The sequence below is a fragment of the Pseudomonas sp. FG86 genome, from assembly GCF_057808775.1.
In genome coordinates this window covers 1-24860 of record NZ_JBMDIS010000056.1, presented here as the reverse complement: position 1 = coordinate 24860, position 24860 = coordinate 1, and the positions used below count along the sequence as shown (strand labels likewise).

25 protein-coding genes are annotated in these 24860 nt (G+C 60.2%); 17 read left to right on the top strand and 8 right to left on the bottom strand.

What is annotated here, in order from left to right:
- Nucleotides 1-89: 89 nt before the first annotated feature.
- The 3 genes from prpC to ACODSV_RS26080 are packed head-to-tail and all read right to left on the bottom strand — an operon-like array spanning nucleotide 90 to nucleotide 2882.
- Nucleotides 90-1217: a bifunctional 2-methylcitrate synthase/citrate synthase gene (prpC, locus tag ACODSV_RS26090; protein ID WP_024076890.1), complete on the bottom strand. Its 1128-nt coding sequence runs from the start codon at nucleotides 1215-1217 to the stop codon at nucleotides 90-92.
- 52 nt (nucleotides 1218-1269) lie between these two features.
- The gene (prpB, locus tag ACODSV_RS26085) at nucleotides 1270-2163 is read right to left on the bottom strand and encodes a methylisocitrate lyase (RefSeq protein ID WP_024076891.1); all 894 of its coding nucleotides are present in this window, start codon (nucleotides 2161-2163) and stop codon (nucleotides 1270-1272) included.
- Nucleotides 2160-2882 (bottom strand): GntR family transcriptional regulator, encoded by a 723-nt coding sequence (locus ACODSV_RS26080; RefSeq protein WP_024076892.1) that lies wholly within the window; start codon nucleotides 2880-2882, stop codon nucleotides 2160-2162. The genes prpB and ACODSV_RS26080 overlap by 4 nt, the downstream gene beginning before the upstream one ends.
- Before the next feature lie 272 nt (nucleotides 2883-3154).
- Here ACODSV_RS26080 and rloA point away from each other — a divergent pair, with 272 nt between their 5' ends.
- The 6 genes from rloA (at nucleotide 3155) to ACODSV_RS26050 (ending at nucleotide 8556) form a co-directional block, all read left to right on the top strand.
- Nucleotides 3155-3700, top strand: a complete 546-nt coding sequence (gene rloA / locus ACODSV_RS26075) for a retropepsin-like aspartic peptidase RloA (RefSeq protein ID WP_024076893.1) — start codon at nucleotides 3155-3157, stop codon at nucleotides 3698-3700.
- A 5-nt stretch (nucleotides 3701-3705) separates the two neighbouring features.
- Nucleotides 3706-5238: an osmotic stress tolerance membrane protein RloB gene (gene rloB, locus ACODSV_RS26070; protein ID WP_024076894.1), complete on the top strand. Its 1533-nt coding sequence runs from the start codon at nucleotides 3706-3708 to the stop codon at nucleotides 5236-5238.
- Complete coding sequence (locus tag ACODSV_RS26065; protein WP_150056048.1) at nucleotides 5238-6224, top strand: alpha-L-glutamate ligase-like protein; 987 nt, start codon at nucleotides 5238-5240, stop codon at nucleotides 6222-6224. The genes rloB and ACODSV_RS26065 overlap by 1 nt, the downstream gene beginning before the upstream one ends.
- Before the next feature lie 100 nt (nucleotides 6225-6324).
- The gene (gene pabB / locus ACODSV_RS26060) at nucleotides 6325-7668 is read left to right on the top strand and encodes an aminodeoxychorismate synthase component I (protein WP_150056047.1); all 1344 of its coding nucleotides are present in this window, start codon (nucleotides 6325-6327) and stop codon (nucleotides 7666-7668) included.
- Nucleotides 7669-7897: 229 nt separating this feature from the next.
- A complete protein-coding gene (locus ACODSV_RS26055) occupies nucleotides 7898-8200 on the top strand; it encodes a type II toxin-antitoxin system HigB family toxin (protein ID WP_024076897.1) in 303 nt (100 codons plus the stop codon).
- Nucleotides 8200-8556 carry a helix-turn-helix domain-containing protein gene (locus ACODSV_RS26050; RefSeq protein ID WP_069077441.1) on the top strand — a complete coding sequence of 119 codons (357 nt, stop codon included), beginning with the start codon at nucleotides 8200-8202 and terminating at the stop codon, nucleotides 8554-8556. Before ACODSV_RS26055 ends, ACODSV_RS26050 begins: the two co-directional genes overlap by 1 nt.
- Nucleotides 8557-8606: 50 nt before the next feature.
- Here the strand turns inward: ACODSV_RS26050 and thrH are convergent, their stop codons facing one another.
- The gene (thrH, locus tag ACODSV_RS26045) at nucleotides 8607-9224 is read right to left on the bottom strand and encodes a bifunctional phosphoserine phosphatase/homoserine phosphotransferase ThrH (RefSeq protein WP_024076899.1); all 618 of its coding nucleotides are present in this window, start codon (nucleotides 9222-9224) and stop codon (nucleotides 8607-8609) included.
- 152 nt (nucleotides 9225-9376) lie between these two features.
- Between thrH and ACODSV_RS26040 the strand changes: the two genes are divergently transcribed.
- From ACODSV_RS26040 to ACODSV_RS26030, 3 genes are all read left to right on the top strand, one after another.
- Nucleotides 9377-10111: a phosphoadenylyl-sulfate reductase gene (locus tag ACODSV_RS26040; RefSeq protein WP_024076900.1), complete on the top strand. Its 735-nt coding sequence runs from the start codon at nucleotides 9377-9379 to the stop codon at nucleotides 10109-10111.
- Nucleotides 10112-10594: 483 nt separating this feature from the next.
- Nucleotides 10595-12124, top strand: a complete 1530-nt coding sequence (locus ACODSV_RS26035) for an NCS1 family nucleobase:cation symporter-1 (RefSeq protein WP_150055885.1) — start codon at nucleotides 10595-10597, stop codon at nucleotides 12122-12124.
- A 13-nt stretch (nucleotides 12125-12137) separates the two neighbouring features.
- The gene (locus ACODSV_RS26030; RefSeq protein WP_024076902.1) at nucleotides 12138-12866 is read left to right on the top strand and encodes an aspartate/glutamate racemase family protein; all 729 of its coding nucleotides are present in this window, start codon (nucleotides 12138-12140) and stop codon (nucleotides 12864-12866) included.
- Between the two features lie 31 nt (nucleotides 12867-12897).
- On the opposite strand, the gene ACODSV_RS26025 is transcribed toward ACODSV_RS26030, so the two are convergent.
- The gene (locus ACODSV_RS26025; RefSeq protein ID WP_024076903.1) at nucleotides 12898-13821 is read right to left on the bottom strand and encodes a LysR family transcriptional regulator; all 924 of its coding nucleotides are present in this window, start codon (nucleotides 13819-13821) and stop codon (nucleotides 12898-12900) included.
- A 125-nt stretch (nucleotides 13822-13946) separates the two neighbouring features.
- Between ACODSV_RS26025 and ACODSV_RS26020 the strand changes: the two genes are divergently transcribed.
- Nucleotides 13947-14693 (top strand): 3-oxoacyl-ACP reductase family protein, encoded by a 747-nt coding sequence (locus tag ACODSV_RS26020; RefSeq protein ID WP_102625416.1) that lies wholly within the window; start codon nucleotides 13947-13949, stop codon nucleotides 14691-14693.
- A gap of 366 nt (nucleotides 14694-15059) precedes the next feature.
- Here ACODSV_RS26020 and ACODSV_RS26015 read toward each other — a convergent pair whose 3' ends face one another.
- Nucleotides 15060-15746, bottom strand: a complete 687-nt coding sequence (locus ACODSV_RS26015) for an HAD-IA family hydrolase (RefSeq protein WP_024076905.1) — start codon at nucleotides 15744-15746, stop codon at nucleotides 15060-15062.
- 109 nt (nucleotides 15747-15855) lie between these two features.
- Here ACODSV_RS26015 and ACODSV_RS26010 point away from each other — a divergent pair, with 109 nt between their 5' ends.
- Nucleotides 15856-16212, top strand: coding sequence for a DUF2784 domain-containing protein (locus ACODSV_RS26010; RefSeq protein WP_024076906.1), 357 nt, complete (start codon nucleotides 15856-15858; stop codon nucleotides 16210-16212).
- On the opposite strand, the gene ACODSV_RS26005 is transcribed toward ACODSV_RS26010, so the two are convergent.
- On the bottom strand, nucleotides 16172-17167 hold the full coding sequence (locus ACODSV_RS26005; protein ID WP_069076757.1) for an NAD-dependent epimerase/dehydratase family protein: 996 nt from the start codon (nucleotides 17165-17167) through the stop codon (nucleotides 16172-16174). The genes ACODSV_RS26010 and ACODSV_RS26005 overlap by 41 nt on opposite strands.
- A gap of 93 nt (nucleotides 17168-17260) precedes the next feature.
- Between ACODSV_RS26005 and ACODSV_RS26000 the strand changes: the two genes are divergently transcribed.
- The 6 genes from ACODSV_RS26000 to ACODSV_RS25975 all read left to right on the top strand — a co-directional run bounded on the left by ACODSV_RS26000 (nucleotide 17261) and on the right by ACODSV_RS25975 (nucleotide 21756).
- Nucleotides 17261-18145 carry a LysR family transcriptional regulator gene (locus tag ACODSV_RS26000; RefSeq protein WP_024076908.1) on the top strand — a complete coding sequence of 295 codons (885 nt, stop codon included), beginning with the start codon at nucleotides 17261-17263 and terminating at the stop codon, nucleotides 18143-18145.
- 54 nt (nucleotides 18146-18199) lie between these two features.
- Nucleotides 18200-18778, top strand: coding sequence for a DUF4337 domain-containing protein (locus ACODSV_RS25995; RefSeq protein WP_024076909.1), 579 nt, complete (start codon nucleotides 18200-18202; stop codon nucleotides 18776-18778).
- Between the two features lie 402 nt (nucleotides 18779-19180).
- Nucleotides 19181-19840: a M24 family metallopeptidase gene (locus ACODSV_RS25990; protein ID WP_069076755.1), complete on the top strand. Its 660-nt coding sequence runs from the start codon at nucleotides 19181-19183 to the stop codon at nucleotides 19838-19840.
- 17 nt (nucleotides 19841-19857) lie between these two features.
- Nucleotides 19858-20211: a gamma-glutamylcyclotransferase family protein gene (locus ACODSV_RS25985; protein ID WP_024076911.1), complete on the top strand. Its 354-nt coding sequence runs from the start codon at nucleotides 19858-19860 to the stop codon at nucleotides 20209-20211.
- 91 nt (nucleotides 20212-20302) lie between these two features.
- Nucleotides 20303-20638 (top strand): hypothetical protein, encoded by a 336-nt coding sequence (locus tag ACODSV_RS25980; RefSeq protein ID WP_024076912.1) that lies wholly within the window; start codon nucleotides 20303-20305, stop codon nucleotides 20636-20638.
- Between the two features lie 77 nt (nucleotides 20639-20715).
- On the top strand, nucleotides 20716-21756 hold the full coding sequence (locus ACODSV_RS25975; protein ID WP_150054051.1) for a DMT family transporter: 1041 nt from the start codon (nucleotides 20716-20718) through the stop codon (nucleotides 21754-21756).
- A gap of 53 nt (nucleotides 21757-21809) precedes the next feature.
- Here the strand turns inward: ACODSV_RS25975 and ACODSV_RS25970 are convergent, their stop codons facing one another.
- Nucleotides 21810-23369 (bottom strand): sensor domain-containing diguanylate cyclase, encoded by a 1560-nt coding sequence (locus ACODSV_RS25970; RefSeq protein ID WP_150054050.1) that lies wholly within the window; start codon nucleotides 23367-23369, stop codon nucleotides 21810-21812.
- Nucleotides 23370-24860: the final 1491 nt, after the last annotated feature.

Genomic DNA, 24860 nt, shown 5'->3' with positions numbered 1-24860 from the left:
GTTGCCATAGGTGTTGAATGACACTCCGCCATCGGGGGCAAGCCCCCTCCCACACTTTGACCTCATTTCAATCCTGGGATCGTCGGCCTTCAGCGACGTTCGATTGGCACGAACTTGCGCTGTTCAACGCCGATGTACTCGGCGCTTGGACGGATGATGCGGTTGTTGGCGCGCTGTTCGAACACGTGGGCGGCCCAGCCGGTCAGGCGCGAGCACACGAAGATCGGCGTGAACAGCTTGGTCGGGATGCCCATGAAGTGGTACGCCGAGGCATGGTAGAAGTCGGCGTTGGGGAACAGTTTCTTTTGTTCCCACATGGTCTTGTCGATGGCTTCGGACACTGGGAACAACACCGTGTCGCCCACTTCGTCAGCGAGCTTTTTCGACCAGCCCTTGATCACTTCATTGCGCGGGTCGCTGTCTTTGTAGATCGCGTGGCCGAAGCCCATGATCTTGTCCTTGCGCGCCAGCATGCCGAGGGTGCCTTCGACTGCTTCCTCTGCCGAGCCAAAACGCTCGATCATTTCCATCGCCGCTTCGTTGGCGCCGCCGTGCAGCGGGCCGCGCAGCGAGCCAATCGCAGCGGTGACGCAGGAATACAGGTCGGACAGGGTCGACGCACACACCCGCGCGGTAAAGGTCGAGGCATTGAATTCGTGTTCGGCGTAGAGGATCAGCGACACGTTCATCACCTTGACGTGCAGCTCGCTCGGTTTTTTGCCATGCAGCAGGTGCAGGAAGTGGCCGCCGATGCTGGGCTCGTCGGTCACGCAGTCGATGCGCTTGCCGTCGTGGCTGAAGCGGTACCAGTAGCACATGATCGCCGGGAAGGCGGCGAGCAGGCGGTCGGTGACGTCGCGTTGCACGCTGAAGTCCTGCTCGGGCTCGATATTGCCGAGGAACGAGCAACCGGTGCGCATCACGTCCATCGGGTGGGCGTCGGCGGGGATGCGCTCCAGGACTTCCTTGAGCGCTTGCGGCAGGTCGCGCAGCTTGCTCAGCCTGGCGCTGTAGGCGGCCAGTTCGGTCTTGGTCGGCAGTTCGCCGTAGAGCAGCAGGTAGGCCACTTCTTCAAACTGCGCATCGGCCGCCAGTTCGCGCACGTCGTAGCCGCGATAGGTCAGGCCGGCACCGGCCTGCCCCACGGTGGACAACGCCGTCTGCCCGGCAACCTGGCCACGCAGGCCGGCGCCACTCAGTACTTTTGCTTCAGCCATGTCTGTTCTCCAATCTTGTATTTAATCTTGTATTTATAGAGAGGCGCGTTCGTTATTTCTTCGCGGCGAACAGCGCGTCGAGCTTCTGCTCGAAGGTGTGGTAGTCGATGCGATCGTAAAGCTCCATGCGGGTTTGCATGGTGTCGATCACGTTCTGTTGGGTGCCGTCGCGACGGATCGCGGTGTAGACGTTCTCGGCGGCCTTGTTCATGGCGCGGAAGGCCGAGAGCGGGTACAGCACGATGGAAACATCGGCAGATTTCAACTGTTCGACGGTGTACAGCGGCGTTGCGCCGAACTCGGTAATGTTAGCCAGGATCGGCGCTTTCACCCGGGACGCGAACAGCTTGTACATCTCCAGTTCAGTGATGGCTTCGGGGAACACCATGTCGGCGCCCGCCTCGATGCAGGCGGCGGCACGCTCCAGCGCCGACTCCAGGCCCTCGACCGCCAGGGCATCGGTACGCGCCATGATCACGAAGCTGTCATCGGTGCGCGCATCCACGGCGGCCTTGATGCGGTCGACCATTTCCTGCTGGGACACGATTTCTTTGTTCGGACGATGCCCGCAACGCTTGGCGCCAACCTGGTCCTCGATGTGGATGGCGGCAGCGCCGAACTTGATCATCGACTTGACGGTACGCGCCACGTTGAACGCCGAGGAGCCGAAGCCAGTGTCCACGTCCACCAGCAAGGGCAGGTCGCACACGTCGGTGATGCGGCGCACGTCGGTCAGCACGTCATCCAGGCCGGTAATGCCCAGGTCCGGTACGCCCAGGGAGCCGGCAGCCACCCCGCCACCCGACAGGTAGATCGCCTTGAAGCCCGCGCGCTTGGCCAGCAGCGCATGGTTGGCGTTGATTGCGCCGACCACTTGCAAGGGCTGTTCGCTGGCAACCGCGTCACGGAAACGCTGGCCTGGAGTGGTGTTGTTATTGGAACTCATGACTCACCTCGCTGAGTGGCTGTCTGGGGAGCGCCGTCGGGAAAATGACGGGCGATATTGCGTTTTGATGCACCGATATGGCGGCGCATCAACAGTTCGGCCAGTTCACCGTCGCGATCGGCAATCGCGTCAAGAATGCGGTGATGCTCGGCAAAAGCCTGGCGTGGACGATTGGGGGTGGCGGAGAACTGGATGCGGTACATGCGCACCAACTGGTACAGCTCGCCGCAGAGCATTTGGGTCAGGGTGCGGTTACCGGCACCTTGAATGATCCGGTAGTGAAAATCGAAGTCGCCTTCCTGCTGGTAGTAGCCCAGGCCGGCCTGGAACGCCTCGTCGCGTTCATGGGTGTGCAGCACCTGGCGCAGCTCTTCGATTTCCGCATCGGTCATGCGCTCGGCAGCCAGCCGGCAGGCCATGCCTTCGAGGGACTCGCGGATCTCATAGAGTTCGATCAGCTCGGCGTGGCTCAACGACACCACTCGCGCGCCCACATGGGGTACGCGCACCAGCAGGCGCTGGCCTTCCAGGCGGTGGATCGCCTCACGCAGCGGGCCGCGGCTGATGCCGTAGGTGCGCGCCAGCTCTGGCTCGGAGATCTTGCTGCCGGGGGCGATCTCGCCCTTGACGATGGCGGCCTGGATACGGCGGAAGACGTTTTCCGACATCGTCTGGGATTCATCCGAGGGCACCACCGGGGCTTCCGCTTGCTCGAGCATATTGTCGACACCTTTAAAAGCAATGTGGCAAAAACTAGCCAATCAGCCCCAGATAGTCAAAGAATAAATGCACATTGTCGACAATCGTCTAATAACCAGCCCTGCACGCGCTTGGGGCATGGCCGCCTGCCAGCGCTGGCGTCAGAAAAGCATCATGTTAGAATGCCCGCCGCTTTTGCCTGACATCACTGGATGAAACGGCGCACGAGGGAGCTTGCGCAGCAATGCCAGTCGCCTTGAATTGAACATCGCACTGCACCGCCTCAGGATCTATGAGACTCAAGCCCTTCCTTCTGATATGCCTATTGTTCGTACCGGGACTTATGCCGGGGCTAAGCGTTGCCGCCGAAAAGACCGTGTATGGCCTCAACGAATACGCCAAGCTCGCCGGTATCGACCTGGAAGTCGCGGCCAAGCTCGACACCGGCGCCAAGACCGCCTCGCTCAGCGCCCGCGATATCAAGCGTTTCAAGCGCAACGGTGAATCCTGGGTACGCTTCTACCTGGCGATCGACGCCGCCCATTCCCACCCCATCGAGCGCCCCCTGGCCCGCGTCAGCAAGATCAAGCGTCGCGCCGGTGACTACGATCCCGATGAGGACAAGAACTACACCGCCCGTCCGGTGATTGCCCTGGATATCTGCATGGGCAGCGCTTTACGCAGCATCGAAGTGAACTTGACTGACCGCAGCGCCTTCCAATACCCACTGCTGATCGGCTCCGAAGCCTTGAAACGCTTTGATGCGCTGGTCGACCCCAGTCTTAAATACGCAGCAGGCAAACCCGCCTGCGCCGCCGACGCTCATACCGCCGAGTAAACCGAATGCGCTCTCTCACCCTGCACCTGAAAATCCTCATCACCCTCTTGGTGGTGCTCGGTATTTCGGTCACCGCCTACCAGATCTTCGTGCTGGGCATTCCTGTTACCGAGGACGCCACCGACGACTTGTGGAACATCGACGCCAAGGTCGAGTTCGTCGCCAACCCGAAAGACCCGGTGAAGATCCAGATGTTCGTGCCGCCCCTGAGCCGCGACTTCGTCAGCCTCAATGAGAGTTTCATCTCGAACAACTACGGGGTGAGCGTCAACCGCATCGATGGCAACCGCAAGGTCACCTGGTCGGCACGCCGCGCCAAGGGCAACCAGACCCTGTATTACCGCCTGGTGCTGACCAAGCGCTACAGCGGCGAGAAGGTCAAGATCAAGGGCCCGACCTTCCGCGACAGCATTGCCGTGGAAGGCCCGGAGAAAATCGCCGCCGAAGCCCTGCTGGCGCCGATCCGCCAGCACTCGGCCGACGTCGAGACCTTTATTACCGAAGCGATCAAGCGCACCAACAACCTCAACGACGACAACGTCAAGCTGCTGCTGGGCGGCGACCCGTCGACGCCGCACAAGGCCAAGATCGTCGAGCTGCTGCTGTCCATCGCCCACGTACCGGTGGAAAAGGTCCACACCATCCGCCTGGTCGCCGACCAGCCGCAAACCCCGGAACTGTGGCTGCGCAGCTTCAATGGCAATGACTGGCTGTACTTCAACCCGGAGACCGGCGAACAGGGCCTGCCCGCCGACCGCCTGCTGTGGTGGACCGGCGATGAAAACCTGATCACCGTCGATGGCGGCAAGAAAGCCGTGGTCACCTTCAGCCTGAACAACAGCGAAATGAACGCGATTCGCCTGGCCAAGCTGACCGACGAAAATACCGACGCCAACTTCCTCGAATACTCGCTGTACGGCCTGCCGCTGCAAACCCAGCAAACCTTCATGATCATGGTGATGATCCCGATCGGCGTGCTGGTGATCCTGATCCTGCGCAACCTGATCGGCCTGCAGACCCTGGGCACGTTCACCCCGGTGCTGATCGCGCTGGCGTTCCGCGAGACACAGCTGGGCTTCGGGATTGTGCTGTTCACGATTATCACGGCATTGGGCTTGTCCCTGAGGTCGTACCTGGAACACTTGAAGCTGCAAATGCTGCCCAGGTTGTCGGTGGTGCTGACCTTCGTGGTGGTGCTGATCGCCGCCATCAGCCTGTTCAGCCATAAACTGGGCCTGGAGCGCGGTTTGTCGGTGGCGCTGTTCCCGATGGTGATCCTGACCATGACCATCGAACGCCTGTCGATCACCTGGGAAGAACGCGGCGCCAGCCATGCGATGAAAGTCGCGATCGGCACGCTGTTCGCCGCCTCCCTGGCACACATCATCATGAGCGTGCCGGAGCTGATTTACTTCGTATTCACCTTCCCGGCGATCCTGTTGATCCTGGTGGGCTTCATGCTGGCCATGGGTCGCTATCGCGGCTACCGCCTGACCGAACTGGTGCGGTTCAAGGCCTTCCTCAAGGCTGATTCGTAATGTTCGGCTTCTGGAAGACCTGGAAGGCCCTGGAAGCGCGAGGGATCATGGGCATCAACCGGCGTAACGCCGACTACGTGCTCAAGTACAACAAGCGCAGCCTGTACCCGATCGTGGATGACAAGATCATCACCAAGGAACGGGCCATGGCGGCCGGCATCCATGTGCCGGAAATGTATGGGGTGATTTCCACCGAGAAGGAAATCGACAAGCTCGACGCGATCATCGGTGGGCGCAGCGACTTCGTGATCAAGCCGGCCCAGGGCGCCGGCGGCGACGGCATCCTGGTCGTCGCCGACCGTTTTGAAGGGCGCTACCGCACAGTGTCCGGCAAGATCATCAGTCATGAGGAAATCGAGCACCAGATTTCCAGCATCCTCACCGGCCTGTACTCCTTGGGTGGCCATCGTGACCGCGCGCTGATCGAGTACCGCGTGGTCCCCGACCAGATTTTCAAGAGCATCAGCTACGAAGGCGTGCCGGATATCCGCATCATCGTCTTGATGGGCTACCCGGTGATGGCCATGTTGCGCTTGCCGACGCGTCAGTCCGGCGGCAAGGCCAACCTGCACCAGGGCGCGATTGGCGTGGGTGTCGACCTCGCCACCGGCCTGACCCTGCGCGGTACCTGGCTGAACAGCATCATCACCAAGCACCCCGACACCACCAATGCGGTGGACGGTGTGCAACTACCCAACTGGGACGGCTTCATGAAGCTCGCGGCCGGCTGCTACGAGCTGTGCGGGCTGGGTTATATCGGCGTGGACATGGTGCTGGACCAGGAGAAAGGCCCGCTGATCCTCGAACTGAACGCGCGGCCGGGGCTGAATATCCAGATCGCCAACGACTGCGGCCTGACCCTGCGCACCCATGCCGTGGAGGCGCGCCTGGAAGCGCTGAAAGCGGCCGGTGTGACGGAAACCCCGGAAGAGCGAGTGGCGTTCGTACAGGAAATGTTCGGGCATATTCCGCCCGTCGAAGGCTGACGCGGCCTTACATCTGTCTATCCCCGACATCCCCCCTAGGAGCAAATCCTACGGGGGACTACAATCCCCTCCCCCACGCCAACAGCTGATCCACCCCCGCATGTCGACCTGCTCCGTACACCCGCTGCCCTACCGGGCCAACCCCGCCGAGTATTTTGCGGCGATTCGCCATGCGCCAGGCGCAGTCCTGCTGGACAGCGGCAGGCCCGTGGCCGAGCGCGGGCGTTATGACCTGCTCAGCGCCTGGCCGCAAGTGACGCTAACGGTATCGCCTGGTGAAAGCGGCGCAGACTTCCTGCAGCGCCTGCGGGAAAGCCTGACCCAACTGGGTGAAGCGAACATACCCGCAGGCTTGGAACTCCCGTTTGCTGGCGGCCTGATCGGCTACCTGAGCTACGACTTCGGCCGCCACCTGGAACAGATGCCGCACCTGGCCGCAGACGATTTGCACCTGCCAGATGCGCGTTTTGGCCTGTATGCCTGGGCGCTGATCAGTGATCACCAGGCGCGGACCAGCCAGTTGGTGTTTCACCCGGCGCTGGCAGTCAGCGAGCGGCAACGCTTGATCGCGGTGTTCAGTCATGGCGTTGTCGACGGAGCAGCCACATTCAAGCTCCTGGGCCCCATGGCCCCTGACCTGACCGCCGAGGCATATCGCCAGGCGATCGTACGCATCCAGGATTACATCCAGGCCGGTGACTGCTACCAGGTCAACTTTGCCCAACGCTTTCGCGCACCGTGCCTCGGCGATCCGTGGGCGGCCTATTGCGCCCTGCGCGAAGCCTGCCCGACGCCGTTTTCCGGGTTCCAGAGCCTGCCGGATGATGGCGCGGTGCTGAGCCTGTCGCCGGAGCGGTTCGTGCGTATCAGCCAGCGCCAGGTCGAAACCCGCCCGATCAAAGGCACTCGCCCTCGCGGCTTGACCCCCGAAGCAGACGCGGCGAATGCCGCCGAACTGCTGGCCAGCCCCAAGGACCGCGCCGAAAACCTGATGATCGTCGACCTGCTGCGCAACGACCTCGGCCGCACCTGCCGCACCGGATCGGTAAGCGTGCCGGAGCTGTTCAGCCTGGAAAGCTACCCCAACGTGCACCATCTGGTCAGTAGCGTCATCGGTGAATTGGCCGACGACAAAGATGCCTTGGACCTGATCGCCGGCAGCTTCCCCGGTGGCTCCATCACCGGCGCACCGAAGATCCGCGCGATGCAGATCATCGACGAACTGGAGCCGACGCGGCGCGGCTTGTATTGCGGTTCGCTGGTGTACCTGGATGTGCGCGGCGAGATGGACAGCTCCATCGCCATTCGCAGCTTGCTGGTCAAGGATGGTCAGGTGTGCTGCTGGGGCGGCGGCGGGATCGTCGCGGATTCGCAGTGGCAGGCGGAGTATCAGGAGTCGCTGACCAAGGTGCGGGTGTTGTTACAAACACTGGAAAGCCTGTAGCGCGCAGTTCCTTCCTGGCTCTCAGACGCAGAGCCGGGCAGTAGAAAAAACCTGAATCAGACCCGCAGTCGACGCAGTTGAACGTCGGAGGATAGCGTCCGGCGTCAACCGTCCACCCGCCGTCTGTGAAGGATCACATGAAGCGACTGCCTACCCTTCAGGAAATATTTCCGAGATTGCATCTCCTCTCAATCGCACCTACCATCTCCCAAATTGGGAGGTTGCAGCGATGCGGATAATCGCTCTATCGACCTTACGAATATTCTGGGAAAACCAACCCGCCTATATCGATGCAAAAGCGCCGCTTATTGAATTGTATCGGCATATGGAAAAGGCAATTTACCCGACGCCACAAGCACTCAAGGCAGAGCTCAGGACCGCGAGCATTCTCAAAGGTGGCAGGGTTGTATTCAACGTGGGCGGCAACAAATATCGAGTGATCATGGCGATCGATTACCAGCGACAGCTTGGGTTCATACGGTTCGTAGGAACTCATGCGCAATACGATCAGATCAATGCGGAGACCGTATGATGAACATCAAACCGATACATTCCCGAGAGGACCTGACCGCTGCGCTTGCGCGCGTGGAGCAGATATGGGGAGCGCAACCAGGCTCGCCAGAGGGTGATGAGCTGGAAGTCCTCGCAATACTCATCGAAAAATACGAGGCGCAGCACTATCCAATCCCCCCGTCGGACCCGGTGGAAGCGATTAAATTTCGCATGGAACAGCTAGGCATGACCGCCCGGGATCTTGAGCCTTTCATCGGGACGAGCGGACGTGTATCCGAAGTGCTGAATCACAAGCGCAAGCTGAGCTTGTCGATGATCAAGCGACTGCATGAAGGCTTGAGTATTCCTTATGAGCGATTGCTTGCAGAGGGCTGACAGGAACATAGGCAGTGGCTTTACCCGTCCCATCAGCCCGGCCGAAAAAATTAAAGGCTCAACAGCCGATTCGACGCTTTGATGAACTCTTTCTTCAAATCTTCAAACGTATGCACCGCCGGGAATTGCGGGAATTCGCGGATCACATTCTCCGGCGCATGGAACAGAATCCCACGGTCGGCCTCACCCAGCATGCTGGTGTCGTTGTAGGAATCGCCGGCCGCGATCACGCGGTAGTACAGGCTCTTGAACGACAGTACCGACTGGCGCTTGGGGTCTTTCTGGCGCAGTTGGTAGCTGATCACACGGTCGCTGTCGTCGGTGATCAGGCGGTGGCACAGCAAGGTCGGAAAGCCCAACTGGCGCATCAACGGCTGGGAAAATTCGTAGAAGGTGTCGGACAGGATCACTACCTGGAAGCGCTCGCGCAGCCAGTTGACGAACTCGATGGCGCCTTCCAGCGGCTTGAGCGTGGCGATCACTTCCTGGATATCGGCCAGCTTGAGCCCGTGCTCATCGAGGATGCGCAGGCGTTGCTTCATCAGCACGTCGTAGTCGGGAATGTCCCGGGTGGTCGCCCGCAGGGATTCAATACCGGTTTTTTCAGCGAAGGCGATCCAGATTTCCGGAACCAGCACCCCTTCCAGGTCGAGACAGGCAATTTCCACAAGACACTCCTAGTTATATTGTTCAAGTCGAGCGAGCAAAAGGACTGCCGAACTCTAGCGATTCAAGCCCGCCGCCGCAACGCGGGACGGATTTTGATACCATCGCTCCCCTATAGAGCGCTCAGCGCCATTGACCTGTAGGAACCGTCCTGATGAACCAAGCCTTCGATGTCGTTGAACTCGCCGCGACTTATGCCAACAAGTCTGCCCAGGACATTCTCAAGCTGGCGTTCAGCCAGTTCGGTGATGACCTGTGGATTTCCTTCAGCGGTGCCGAGGATGTGGTGCTGGTGGACATGGCCTGGAAGCTGAACAAGAACGTCAAGGTGTTCAGCCTCGACACCGGCCGCCTGCACCCGGAGACCTACCGGTTTATCGAGCAGGTGCGCGAGTTCTACAAGATCGATATCGAACTGATCTCGCCGGACCAGAGCAAGCTGGAACCCTTCGTCAAAGAAAAAGGCCTGTTCAGCTTCTACAAGGACGGCCATGGCGAATGCTGCGGTGTCCGCAAGATCGAACCGCTACGCCGCAAACTCTCCGACGTCCGCGCCTGGGCCACCGGCCAGCGCCGCGACCAGAGCCCCGGCACCCGCAGCCAGGTAGCGGCGCTGGAAATCGACAGCGCCTTCTCCACCCCGGAACGCACCCTGTACAAGTTCAACCCGCTGGCGCAGATGACCAGCGAAGAGATCTGGGGGTACATCCGCATGCTGGAGCTGCCGTACAACAGCCTTCATGAGCGCGGGTTTATCAGCATCGGGTGTGAACCGTGCACCCGCCCTGTACTGCCGAACCAGCATGAGCGTGAAGGCCGCTGGTGGTGGGAGGAAGCCACGCAGAAGGAGTGCGGGCTGCACGCTGGGAATATCATCAGCAAGGCTTGAAGTTGATGCTGTAAAAAATGTGGGAGGGGCGGTGCGACGATTCGACTTGCCCCCGATAGCGGAGTGTCAGTAACCATTGAGCTGACTGATCCACCGCAATCGGGGGCAAGCCCCCTCCCACATTTGGTTTGTGTTGAGTGTTAGAAATGTACACATGCATGTAACCATTGGTGCCATTTATGTGTGCAATTTCTCTTCATGCGCACCATAACGTAACACCTCCCCCCTCCCCTCGGTTGGTCTGGCGAATCGCACGCTGACAACGCAAAAATAAATAGCTGTTCAATCGGTCAATTTATATCTCTTCAAATTCAGCCAGTTATTTAACTCACCTATAAAAACGAAATTAGCCAGGGCTTTCATAGATCCAAAACTGGCACGCATGTGGCTTAAGTGTAAATACGCTTTGTATACAATAAATACAAAACCTACATACACTTTGCAGTCTGCAGCTTCCCTGCAGATGTGCTGGAGCCTGCCGGAATGCGTACAAGCCTCTCGAACAACATCGCACTGGATCTGCCCTCCTCCACCCTGAACCCCGAGGCTGCCGGCCCCGGCCCGCTGGTGCTCAGCCCGCGCCTGCACAACAAAGACCTGGCACCCACCAAGGTCGAAGGCCGACGCTGGGGGCGCTACAGCATCTTTGCGCTGTGGACCAACGACGTGCACAACATTGCCAACTATTCATTCGCCATCGGCTTATATGCGTTGGGCCTGGGTGGCTGGCAGATTTTGTTATCCCTGGGGATAGGCGCGGCGCTGGTGTACTTCTTCATGAACTTGTCGGGGTATATGGGCCAAAAGACCGGCGTGCCGTTTCCCGTGATCAGCCGCATCAGTTTCGGCATTCACGGGGCGCAGATTCCGGCGTTGATCCGGGCGGTGATCGCGATTGCCTGGTTTGGTATCCAGACCTACCTCGCATCGGTGGTTTTCCGCGTATTGCTGACGGCGATTCATCCGGGGTTCGGCGACTACGACCACAATTCGATCCTGGGTTTGTCGAGCCTGGGCTGGGTGTGCTTTGTGACCATCTGGTTCGTGCAACTGGTGATACTGGCCTACGGCATGGAAACGGTGCGTCGCTACGAAGGCTTCGCCGGGCCGGTCATTTTGCTGACCGTCGCGTCGCTGGCCGGGTGGATGTACTTCCAGGCCGACGGCCACATTGCATGGTCGATCCGCGAACCGCTGAGCGGCGGTGAGATGTGGCGCAATATCTTTGCCGGTGGTGCGCTGTGGCTGGCGATCTACGGCACGTTGATCCTCAACTTCTGCGACTTCGCGCGCTCGTCGCCGTGCCGCAAGACCATCCAGGTCGGCAACTTCTGGGGCCTGCCCGTGAATATCCTGGTGTTCGCCGCGATTACCGTGCTGCTCTGCGGCGGGCAGTTCCAGCTCAACGGCCAGGTGATCGAGAGCCCCACCGAAATCATCGCAGCCATCCCCAATACCTTCTTCCTGGTGCTGGGCTGCCTGGCGTTCCTGATCGTCACCGTGGCGGTGAACATCATGGCCAACTTCGTCGCGCCGGCTTTTGTGCTGAGCAACCTGGCGCCCAAGTACCTGAACTTCCGCCGCGCCGGTTTGATCAGCGCCGCCGTGGCGGTACTGATCCTGCCGTGGAATCTCTACAACAGCCCGTTGGTGATCGTGTATTTCCTTTCCGGCCTGGGCGCGCTGCTGGGGCCGTTGTACGGGGTGATCATGGTCGATTACTGGCTGATTCGGAAAAGCCAGGTGGACGTGCCGCAGCTGTATAGCGAAGACCCGAATGGCGTTTATTACTACAGCCGTGGCGTGAATATGCGCGCGGTGGCAGCGTTCATTCCTGCGGCGGTGATCGCCATCCTGCTGGCGCTGCTGCCGGGCTTTGCCAGCGTCTCGCCGTTTTCCTGGCTGTTTGGCGCCGGTATTGCAGGGTTGCTCTACCGGGTGATCGCCAAGCGCCAGCCGTTCTATGCCGATGTCAGCGGTGAAAGCATTGCAGTCGATAACGTCAGTCATTAAACAAGGACCTTCCATGCGCATCCTCGTGGTCAACGTCAACACCACCGAATCCATTACCGAAACCATCGCCCAACAAGCGCGGGCCGTGGCGTCGCCAGGCACCGAGATTGTCGGGCTCACCCCCTACTTCGGGGCTGAATCGGTGGAGGGCAATTTTGAAAGCTACCTGGCGGCCATCGCCGTCATGGACCGGGTGATGGCCTATGACCAGCCCTTCGATGCGGTGATCCAGGCCGGTTATGGCGAGCATGGCCGCGAAGGCTTGCAGGAATTACTCGACGTGCCGGTGGTGGACATCACCGAAGCGGCGGCCAGCACGGCGATGTTCCTCGGCCATGCCTACTCCGTGGTGACCACCCTGGACCGTACGGTGCCGCTGATCGAGGACCGCCTGAAGCTGGCCGGGCTGTACCAGCGCTGCGCCTCGGTGCGCGCCAGTGGCATGGCGGTGCTGGAGCTGGAAGAAGACCCATTGGCCGCCATGGAAGCCATCGTGCGTCAGGCAGAGCTGGCGATCCGCGAGGACAAGGCCGAAGTGATCTGCCTGGGCTGCGGCGGCATGGCCGGGCTGGATGAACAGATTCGCCAACGCACCGGGGTGCCGGTGGTGGACGGGGTAACGGCAGCGGTGACCATTGCCGAATCCCTGGTGCGGTTGGGGTTGTCGACATCGAAGATCAGGACTTACGCGACGCCACGGCCGAAGAAAGTCATTGGCTGGCCGACCCGGTTCGGCCACTGAAGATTAAAAGTGGGAGGGGCGCTGCTCCGTTTCAGATTGCGCTGAACTGCAGGCCCAGGCCCTGCCCCACAAACTGCTCGAGGATGAAATCCACAAACGCCCGGGTCTTGCCCGGCAGCAGTTTGTGTTCGGCGTAGTAGATGGAGATGTTGCCGTCATCGACGTACCAGTCGGGCAACACCCGCACCACCTCGCCACTGTGCAGAAACGGCACCGCCATCGGCATGCTTACCAGCGCGATACCCAGGCCTTGGGCGCTGGCACAGCAGGCGGCTTCGGAGTCACTCATGGTCATGCCGGGCTTGAGCTGCAGCGGGCGCTGTTCGCGTGCCAGGCTGGTCAGTTGCCAGGAGCGCACGCGGCCGGTTTGCGGTGAGCGGATGAGAATGCCGCTGCACCGCGACAAGTCTTCGGGCAGCAAAACCGCTGGGCGTTGCGCCAGGTAATCCGGCGATGCCACCAGCACCCGATGGGCGGGGGCCAACTTGCGCGCCACCACGCCCTGGGGCAGTTCAAAACCACCGCCGATGGCGGCATCGAAGCCCTGGCCGATCAGGTCGACCTGGCGGTTATCGAAATGCCAGTCCGGGCGGATATCCGGAAAGCGCTGCATAAACGCCCCCAGCAGCGGCACCACATAGCGGTTGCCAAATACCGTGCCCATGCTGACCTTGAGCGTGCCCACCGGCCGCCCTTCGGCGCTGGCCAGGTTGGCCACGGCGTTCTGGATGGTGGTGAGGCTGCCGCTGACCTCTTCGAGGAACAGCTTGCCGGCTTCGGTCAAGGCCAGGCGGCGGGTGCTGCGCTGGAACAGACGCACACCGAGGCGCACTTCCAGTTTGGCGACGCTTTTTCCTACCGCTGCCGGGGTCAGGCTCAAGTGCCGGGCCGCTTCGGCAAAGCTGCCGCCTTCGGCGCTGCGCACAAAGCATTCGATACTTCCAAAGCTCTCCATATCGCCCACTCTAAACTTTTGGTTTACACAGACTATAGCAATCACCGTCTACCGGCATGGGCAGGCGAGGTCGATACTCGGTCCCATCAACAAGGCATACCGCCTTGGACCCTTTGGAGATCGACATGACCACCCACAACCTCAGCGGCAAAGTTGCCTTGATTCAAGGCGGTTCCCGTGGCATCGGCGCTGCCATCGTCAAGCGCCTGGCGGCGCAGGGCGCAGCCGTCGCATTTACCTACGTCAGCTCGGCCGCCAAGGCTGAGGAACTGCAAAACGATGTGATCCGCACAGGTGGCAAGGCCCTGGCGATCCATGCCGACAGTGCCGATGCGGCAGCGATTCGCAATGCCGTGAATGCCACCGTCAAAGCGTTTGGCCGCCTGGATATCCTGGTGAACAACGCTGGCGTACTGGCCATCGCACCGCTGGAAGACTTCAAGCTGGAAGACTTCGACCAGACGTTGGCGATCAACGTGCGCAGTGTGTTTATCGCGACCCAGGAAGCCGCCAAGCATATGGGCGAAGGTGGCCGGGTGATCAACATCGGCAGCACCAACGCCGAGCGCATGCCGTTTGGCGGGGGTGGGCCATACGCGATGAGCAAGGCCGCGCTGGTCGGTTTGACCAAAGGGTTGGCGCGAGACTTGGGGCCACGTGGGATCACCATCAATAATGTGCAACCGGGGCCGGTGGATACCGATATGAACCCGGCGAACAGCGAATTCGCCGAGAGCCTGATCGGGTTGATGGCGGTCGGGCGTTATGGGCATGTGGAAGAGATTGCCAGCTTTGTGGCGTATCTGGCCGGGCCTGAAGCCGGGTATATCACCGGTGCCAGCCTGACTATCGACGGTGGGTTCAGCGCCTGATTTTCTGAAGCCCTGCAAAAACCAAATGAGGGAGGGGGGAGCGACGATTCGACGTGCCCCCTCTTCTCAATAAAGTAACTTATTGATTTTTAAGTATTAAATTTTCACTAAGCGCCCGTTTTTTTGTGGTGAGCGGGCTTGCCCCGCGTTGGGCTGCGAAGCGGCCCCAATAAGGCTACCGCGTTTATCCAGGCATATTGAATCGCCAGGTTTTGGGGCTGCTTCGCAGCCCAACGCGGGGCAAGCCCGCTCACCACAACAAGCCCGCTCGCCACAACAAGCCCGTTCACCACAACAAGCCCGCTCGCCACAATAGCCCGCTCGCCACAGAGGCAGCGGGGCCTCCCACCGTTTGATCGTGGTGAATCAGGACATTGGCGGCAAGCCATAGGCCGCCAGGTCAAAGTCCGCGAGTTTGCGGATGATCTGGTCGGCGTGGTGGTACTTGCTGTCGGCCATGGCTTCATCAGGCACGGCGATGGCGGTCATGCGCGCGGCTTTTGCAGCGGTGACGCCGAACGGTGAGTCTTCGAACACCAGGCAGTCCTGTGGCGCGATACCCAGGCGGCGGGCGGCGGTGAGGAAGATGTCCGGCGCAGGTTTGGCGGCACCGACTTCCGGGTCGTCAGCGGTGACGATGGTGCCGAACAGGCTGAACCACTCGCGGTGCAGGGTGGTTTTATGGCCAAACGAATTGCGCGACGAACTGGTGCCCACGGCAATCGGAATATTGTGCGCCTTCAAGTGCCGCACCAACGCCTCGGCACCGGGCATGCCCAGGGCCCTGGGGAACCGCTCGCTCATCAGCGGTTCACGGATTTCGAGGAATTGCGCCGATGTGATCGGCAAGTCCAGCGCCTTGACCACATAGTCGGCCAGGTCCTGGGCGCCTCGCCCGATGATGTGCTGCTTGATCCCCCAGTCATAGGTGCGGCCGTAGCGTTCGGCGATGATCTGCGTCACTTCGGTGTAGATGCCTTCTGTATCCAGCAGCAAACCGTCCATATCGAAAATGACGGCCTTGATCGGAGCGGCGGTACGCGGTGCATTCATCACTACAGATCCTTGGGGGGAAGGACTAAAAGGATTCAGCACAATAACGGCCCCCCTTGCCAGCAGGCAACCCTTTAGACTGTGGGGCCCTCCTTTTGAAGTGCCCGTGATGCTCTACCGTCTGGCCGCCGACAGCCTGGTGCTGTTCCATCTGTCCTTCATTGTGTTCGTGCTGTTCGGCGGGTTGCTCGCCCTCAAGTGGCGCGGGGTGCTGTGGCTGCATGGACCTGCGGTCGCCTGGGGCATTGCGGTGGAGGTGTTCCACCTGCCGTGTCCGCTGACCCGCTGGGAAAACCTGTTTCGCCACCTGGCCGGGCAAGACGGCTATGGCGGTGGCTTTATCGAGCATTACATCCTGACGCTGATCTACCCCGCCGGCCTGACGCCGAACATTCAACTGGTGTTGGGCGCCGTGGTGGTGCTGGTCAACCTTGCGGTGTATGTGCGCCTGACCAGGCGGGCGTAGGCAAGCAACCCAAGCCCTCCAATGTGGCCTCTACTGCCTGCTCCAGCGGGGTGTGGGGCTCGTGGCCGAGGGTCGCCAGCAAGCGCTGGTTATCCAGGCGCAACGGGGTGTGCCACAGGTAGCGCATCTCCTGCATCTCGCGCATGGTCACGACAAAGGGCATCGCCAACGTCAACAGCCACCAGGGGAACGCGCCGACCTGGGGTTGCTGGCCTGTCCGGCGCAACACCACGCGCTGGATCGCCTGGGTCATCTGCGTGCCATCCGTATCCACATGCCCGGCCATATGAAAACAGGCGAAGGCGTCGAGGGTCGCGCGGCGCTCGATCAACTCCAACACGGTACGCGCCACATCCGGCAGGTAGGCCCATTGATGGGCCACCCCAGGGGCACCGGGATAGCTGACGCGGCGTACGGGTTTGCCGGGTTTGACCAACCCTTGGGCAAACCAGTTATTGGCCAGCCGGGTCCCGAAAAAGTCACCGGCGCGCACGATCAACACCCGGGCGCCCTGCTGGGACGCCTCCCGTAAACGTTGCTCCAGCTGGACCCGGATCGCGCCCTTGCGAGTCTGCGGGTGCTGGGGCGAGTCTTCGTGCAACACGGGAAACGCATCCGGCCCGAAGTTGTAGACCGTACCGGGCAATACGATGGTGGCACCTTCAGCGATGGCGGCGGCAATGCTGTTGTCGATCATCGGCAGCACCTGCTCGGCCCAATGGCGGTAGCCCGGCGGGTTGACCCCATGGACGATCACCGCGCAACCACGGGCGGCCGCGATCACCGCAGCGCGATCAAGGGCATCGCCCTTGAGCCAGGTAAGGGCGGGATTCTGGCGACGGGCCTTGTCGACATCCCGGGTCAACGCACACACCTCCCAGCCCGCTGCGCTCAACTGCCGCGCCACTTCGCCGCCAATGCCACCGGTGGCACCCAATACCAGAACCTTGCTCATCATCCTCTCCCACAGTGGTTGGTGAGGCCATTGTGTGCGCGGCCCTGCTATAGATAAATTGCCGAAGACCATCCAGTCGCTATACATTTATGCATGGCATCAAGCATTGGATGGGAGCTTTACCGGTCGTTCCTCGGGGTACTCAAGGAGGGGTCGCTGTCAGGGGCCGCGCGGCTGCTTGGCATTACACAGCCCACGGTCGGTCGGCACATCGCTGCGCTGGAAAGTGCCCTGGGCGTGGTGCTGTTCACCCGCTCCCCCACGGGCTTACTGCCCACCGCGGTAGCCCACACCTTGCGCGCCCATGCCGAAACCATGGAGCGCACCGCCGCCGCCCTTGAGCGCGCCGCGTCATCCCAGGGCGACGAAGTGCGCGGCGTGGTGCGCGTGTCGGCCAGCGAAGTGGTCGGCGTGGAAGTGCTGCCGTCGATCATCACGCACTTGCGCCGGCAGCACCCGCATCTCAAGGTCGAACTGGTACTGACCAACCGCCTCAGCGACCTGCTGCAACTGGAAGCCGACATCGCCGTGCGCATGGTGCGCCCGAGCCAGGAACAACTGCTGGCACAGCGCATCGGCCTGATCGAAGTCGGCCTGCACGCCCGCGACGATTACCTGCAACAACACGGCATCCCCCAGGTGTTGAAAGACCTCACCGACCATTCGGTGATCGGCTACGACCAGGCCAACGCGTTTATCCGCAGCGTGGCCATCACCGGCTTCGAACGCAGCGACTTTGCCTTCAGCAGCGACAGCGACCTGGCCCAACTGGCCCTGATCCGCGCCGGCGCCGGTATCGGTGGATGCCAGGTGCAATTGGCCAAACGAGACCCGCGCTTGCGGCGCGTATTGCCGCAGGCCTTCGCGCTGAAACTCGACACCTGGGTGACCATGCATGAAGACCTGCGCAACAGCCCGCGCTGCCGGGTCACATTCGATGCCCTCGTGCAGGGTTTGCAGCGTTACGTACAGGATTGAGACAGCTTCACTGGTAAAGAATCAGACTCCCTCACTCCCTTCATAGACGCCCCCATGTCCGAAGCCTTCGAAGTCCCCAGCCCCCACGAAAAACACATCGAACACACCACTGAACATGCCCACGGACGCGGCGACAGTTTCGCCAGCCGCATCGCCGTGATGACCGCCCTGATGGCCACCTTGGGTGCCATGCTCAGCTACCAGGCCGGCTCCACCGAAAGCGAAGCGGCGATGGACAAGAACAACGCCGCCATCATCAAGACCGAAGCCGCCAACCAATGGAACTACTACCAGGCCAAATCCAGCCGGCAAAACCTGGCGGAACTGGCCACCCATATTCCTGGTGTGGACGCCGCGCACTACAAGGATGAGATCGAGCGCTACAGGAACCAGAAGGAAGAAGTGCGCAAGCAGGCCGAGAAACTCGAAGCGACCTCGAAAGCCTGGGATGAAAAATCCGAACAGGCGCTGCACCAGCATCACCGCTGGGCCCAAGCGATGACCGCGATCCAGATCGCGATCTCGTTGGCGGCGATCACGTTGTTGACGAGGAAAGAGTGGTTGAAGCGGCTGTCGTATACGGCAGCGGGTGTGGCGATGCTGCTGGGGAGCCTGGCCTGGTTGCATGTCTGAGGGGCATAAAAACCTTGCGAGTGCTGTCGCCCCCCCTGTGGCGAGCGGGCTTGCCCCGCGTTGGGCTGCGAAGCAGCCCCAATAAGGCCACCGCGTTTATCCAGGCATATTAAATCGCCAGGTTTTGGGGCCGCTTCGCAGCCCAACGCGGGGCAAGCCCGCTCGCCACAACAGGCCCGATCGCCACAGTAAGCCCGCTCACTACAACAGGCCCGCCACACAAATTCGGTCGTTTAATGCTTGAGAAGATTACGGCCTCGTTGACGCTTGACTCATCAACCCCAGCAGGTGATTTCGACAGAAAACGTCGTCGCACAGCCCCTTTGCGCTTTGGCTCTGCCTGCGAGTCGCTATATAGTTAAACGCATAACGCCTGATGCTATTCAACTCGAGGGAACACCGGTGTCCGCACAACCCAAAGAAGCCGTGGGCGCCGCCTACAGCATCGAATCCATGCGCTACGCCCAGGCCATGACCTGGCAAGCCATCGAACACCTCTCACAGCGCATCCGCCCTGGCATGCTCGAGTCCCAAGCGCGTGAACTGGGCAAGCAAGTGCTCGCCGACCTGAACATGCAACGCATCTGGCACCCGCTGCTGGTGCGCTTCGGCGCCAACACCCTCAAGACCTTCAAGCAACGCTCCGAAGGCGACCCGGTGCTGGGCGACAACGATATCTTCTTCATCGACATGGGCGCCGTGTGGCAAGGCCACGAAGGTGACGCCGGCGCGACATTCGCCACCGGCACCGACCCGGACATGATCGCCTGCGCCAGCGCCGCCAAGGAGCTGTTCGACCGCGTACAATCGCGCTGGAAAAACGACCAGGTGGTCGGCCTCGAACTCTACCGCTACGCCGAAGAACAAGCGCGCGCCATGGGCTGGCGGTTGAACCTGGACATCAAGGGCCACCGTGTCAGCGACTTTCCCCACGCCATTCATCGTGGCGGCGACCTGGGTGATTTCGAGCACTGTCCGAATGCCGGGTTGTGGATTCTCGAGATCCAGATCGCCCACCCGACCCAACCCTACGGCGCCTTCTACGAAGACCTGCTCGCCTGACCCTTCAAGGAACAGAAATGGAACGCTCAACCGAATTTCCCGTGCTGTTGTTTTCCTACGGCACCTTGCAGGACAAAGCCGTACAACTGGCTAACTTCGGCCGCGAACTGAGCGGCCATCACGACGCCATGCTGGGCTACTCGCAACGCTGGGTAGAAATCACCGACCCGCACGTCCTGGCCACCAGTGGCAAGACCCATCATCCGATCGTGGCGCCGACCCTCGAGCAAGGCGCCAGCGTCGACGGGATGGTGTTCCAGATCACCGAGCAGGAGCTGGCGGCGGCGGATGCGTACGAAGTGTCGGACTACAAGCGGGTATCGGTGGCGCTGGCCTCGGGCCTCACCGCATGGGTGTATGTGCAAGCCTGACGCAGGCGCTTTTATTTCAATCTGTTACAGGAGCGATTAAAGTGTCGCCCCCGAGAATTGAATCTCGGGATTCAGCCCATGGAGTTACTCAGTGAAGTACGTCAGTAAAGTGGTTGCAGCAGCTGTTCTCGGTTTCGCCCTCGCAGGTTGCACCGGCACCGCCATCAAATCCCCGCAGTACGACAGCAATCAATACACCGTGCTGGGCCACAGCGAAGCCAGCGCCACCGGCATCATGCTGTTCGGCGTCATCCCGATCGGCCAGAACAGCCGTTTCGTGCGTGCACAGGATGCTGCCATCAAGGCAAAAGGCGGCGACGCGCTGATCAACACACAAGTACAGGAAAAATGGTTCTGGGCTTGGGTGCTGAGCGGTTACACCACCAACATTTCCGGTGATGTGATCAAGCTGAAAAAAGCGCAATAAACCTCACGTTGCTGTATTCGCCCGGGATTTAACCCGAGTGAGCGACGTATCATGGGCCAACCTTCCGAGGATGGCCCATGAACCTCAGTATCGTCTACGCACTCGCCGCCGCCGCGCTGTTCGGCGCCAGCACCCCGCTTGCCAAAAGCCTCGGCCTGGGCCTCTCGCCCGTCTTGCTCGCCGGCCTGCTCTACCTCGGCAGCGGTATTGGCCTGAGTGCCGTACGCCTCATCCGTGATCGCGGCTGGAAACCCACCGGCCTGACCGCACCTGAATGGCCCTGGCTGCTCGGTGCCATCGCATTCGGCGGCATCCTCGGCCCCGTGGCCCTGATGTTCGGCCTTACCCGCACCACCGGCTCGACGGCCTCCCTGATGCTCAACCTCGAATCGGTACTGACCGCCGTCATCGCCTGGCTGGTGTTCCGGGAAAACGCGGATCGACGCATCGTCCTCGGCATGCTCGCCATCGTGCTGGGCGGCGTCGTGCTGTCATGGCCCGAAGGCGGCGGCGCAAGCCACGACTGGACCGGCCCGCTGGCGGTTGCCGTGGCCTGCCTGTGCTGGGGGATCGATAACAACCTGACGCGCAAGGTGTCGGCGTCGGACGCACTGTTTATCGCCGGCGCCAAGGGGTTGATGGCGGGCCTGGTCAATTGCAGCCTGGCGCTTTATCTCGGCGCGCAGCTACCCAGTGCCGCGCAACTGGGGCCGATCCTGTTGGTCGGCTTCCTGGGCTACGGCATCAGCCTGGTCCTGTTTGTACTGGCACTGCGCGGGCTCGGCAGCGCACGCACGGGGGCCTATTTCTCGACCGCGCCCTTCCTGGGCGCCGCGATTGCGCTGCTGGCGTTGGGGGAATCGGTGTCAGCGGCCTTCTGGATAGCGTCCGCGCTGATGGCCGTAGGGGTGTGGCTGCACCTGACGGAGCGGCACGCCCATGAGCATCAACATGAAGCGACTGAGCACGGGCATTGGCATGTGCACGATGAACATCACCAGCATGAGCATGGGTTTGAGTGGGATGCGAAGGTGCCACATAGTCATGTGCATATGCATGGTGCGATGAAGCATAGCCATGCACATTTTCCGGATGTGCATCATCGGCATAGGCATTGAAGAGGGGTTGGGGGGCGTGTGATCACGATGTTATCCCCCGACGCCCCACCCCTTTAAGACGGTTGCACCACCACCCGATTACGACCACTTTGCTTGGCCTGGTACAACAACTGGTCAGCCCTATCCAGCACAGCGGATACCGAATCGCCGCCCGGGCGCCACAGCGCTACGCCAAGCGAAACGGTGATGTGGCCGACCATGTAGATATCTGCCGCTTCGATCGAGGCCCGCAGTCGCTCTGCGACATCCGTGGCCGCCTGCAGCGAACTATTGGGCAATAACAGGACGAACTCCTCACCACCGACCCTACAAGGCAAGTCGTTCACGCGTGAGTTCTGTTGCATGAGTTCCGCGATGGCCCTGAGTGTTTCATCACCTACACCGTGGCCAAACGTATCGTTGACTCGCTTGAAGTGATCGATGTCCATGGAGACCACTGCGAACGCTTTGTCAGCGTCGTACCACCGTGACAGGATGTCCTGCATCGCTCGCCGATTGGCCAGTCCAGTCAGCACATCGGTTTGGGCTTGCTGGTTGAGTTTGCCGATCTTCTCCTGCAACAGCGTGGCGCCCAGCAGCAGGGCTCTGCGAATCTGCCAACTCTCGAAATAGCGCGCCGGGATGGCGCTGATGCGTTCGTAGCTGTCCGGCGTGTCCAGCCGTTTAGCACAATCGGCGAGGCGAGACAGGGGTGCCGAGATCCTCGCCCCCAGCCACCAGATCAACATGATGCCGAACAGCGCCAGCGGGGCAATGCCTTGCGCCACCTTGGCCATCGTGTGTCGCAGCACGGCCTGGATATTGCCGAGCGGCTGCTGCGAAATCACCCCCCAGCCGCTGCTGGACACCTTGGCAAAGCCTGCGAGCATCTCCACACCCTTTTCGTCCATTGCCTGCAACGTCCCCGCCCCCTGGCTGAGGGCCGCATCGACCACCCAATCCTTCCCCACGACGTTCCCGATTTGCTCCGGATCGCTGTGGTAGAGCACCCGACGGGCACTGTCGACCAGGTATACATGCGCCCCATCCTTGCGCACATTGGTGTCCATCAATGCTTGAAGCGTATTGCTCTGCTCAAGTCGAACACTGCCCCCTATCAGGCCCAGGTACGTTCCTTTCGCATCGAATACGGGTTGGGTGATGAACACCACCAGGTGGCCCGAAATGGACCTGAACGCGTTGCTGATCTTCGGCGCACGCAGACTGAGCGGCTCCTTGTGTTGCAGAGTCTTGCCATCGAGATGGAGGCTGCCGGGGGCTGACGCAATGATCGTTCCGGCCGCGTCGGCGACCAGCACGGAGTTGAAACTGGCGTCCTGCCCGAACAATCGCTCGGCTTCTTCTGCCAACAAGGACTTGTCGTCAAAGGACTTGCCAATGACAACGGCGCCATACCTCAATTTGTCGAGGTCGGAATTGAGAACCTGCTCCACACTCGCGGCGATCCGGGCAGCGTAGGCTTCGTTAACGTCCAGCGCGTTCTCGATTAACTCCTGCTTCTGAATCTTGAACGTCACCCAAAAGCTATTGGCCAGGGTGGCGATTGCAGAGAGCAATACAAAGATAAGAATCAGAATGCGCAGGTTGAGCTTAGGCCTCGGTTGGGTGGTCATTTCACGCTGTCCAAGCGGGCCGAAGAATTACCAAAACAAACATACTGCATGAACTGTCCTAGGTTGGGTCCGCACTGGGTTGACCCATTTTGGCCAAAAAACCGCGTGCAAAACAGACTTAAAAACCCACCCTCCGATTATGGACCGGCCGCGCCAATGTGGCTGGGTGCAGATGGCAATAAGTACCGTCTGTCCCGACATTGGGCCTATATGACCTTTTTTTCAGACGCAAAAAACCACAAACCCCCGACTTTCTCTTGGAAAATCAGGGGTTTGTGTTTGTAGAATGTGGCGGTGAAGGAGAGATTCGAAACTACCCGTTCGCGGTTTTCGAAACCAAAGCCCCCGGTTTATAAGAGCTGCAGCCCGGTGGTGCTCGCAGGATCTGTCCCATGTCAGTCCCATGGCTTAAATGCACCAGGTTGCAGAAAACGGTCACAACAGTCGTTTTGAACGATTTATGTTGAGGCATGGGAAAGAGGTAATTTTGGTAATGAGCTGTGGAAAATCGAATAAATACCAATAAAATCAGGTAGTTGATATGATTTTATAGAGGTAATAATAAGGTAAGTAATAGGTTAGAAAATTACTTTCAGTGCTAGTAATGCCAGTGAGCCGCCAACCCCAGTAAAATGGGGGCTTGAACAAAATATTACCTCTCTCGTTACCTTATATTACTCTCCAAGGTAATGGCTGAAAGCCAAGCTTTATAAGGGCTCCAGCCCATTCTTCCCTACCGATTACTAAAATTACCCTTTTCCCCACCCCTTGCCTGGAAAATAGCAATGCGCTAACCGTTCTGGCGATTTTTTCCGCACGCTCTCGATGGGTACTCACACCCGAAAACTGATGCCGATACTGTGCAATGTCTCAGGATGCTTGAAACCCAGACAGGCTGGGCCTCACAGTCGTTTTTTGCGTAGGGTTTGACCGCAGCTGGTTGACCCCTGATATGAACGGTTCCGAAAACGAAAACGCCGCCTGCAGCAGGTTTTCACAACCATAGCCCCCGTAAACCGGGCACCTCCTTTGCGTGACCACTCCCCTGCCGTCCCGTGACGCATGTGCAAGGCCACTGCACTTTTTTGCAAAGCCTTGCGCTCTGTGCAATTGCGAAACATCCCCCAGCCCCCGCAGCGGGCTTGGGCGGGGGCACCGTTTGCACCCCAAACCCCGTTTGCACAAAAAAGGGACACAAAGCCCGTCGGCGGGAGGGGGATAAGTGTTTTTCGGATGAGTTTATTCTTTAGAAAGCCTCCACTCGCCGGTACAGCCGTTATCATCAACTCGTGGTCATCATCAGTAAGCCGCTGTCTCTTCGTACAGGGATGTGTGCAACCACACGCTCGCTCACCTCGCCACCCCCCTGTTTTTTATGAAGTTGATTTTTTTCCCCAATACCGGCCTCTTAGGCATCGCCATTGTGTCAATACCTAGGCGGTTGCAGAAGCTGAGTGCAACACGGTTATTGATTTGAAGCTGGAGCATGAT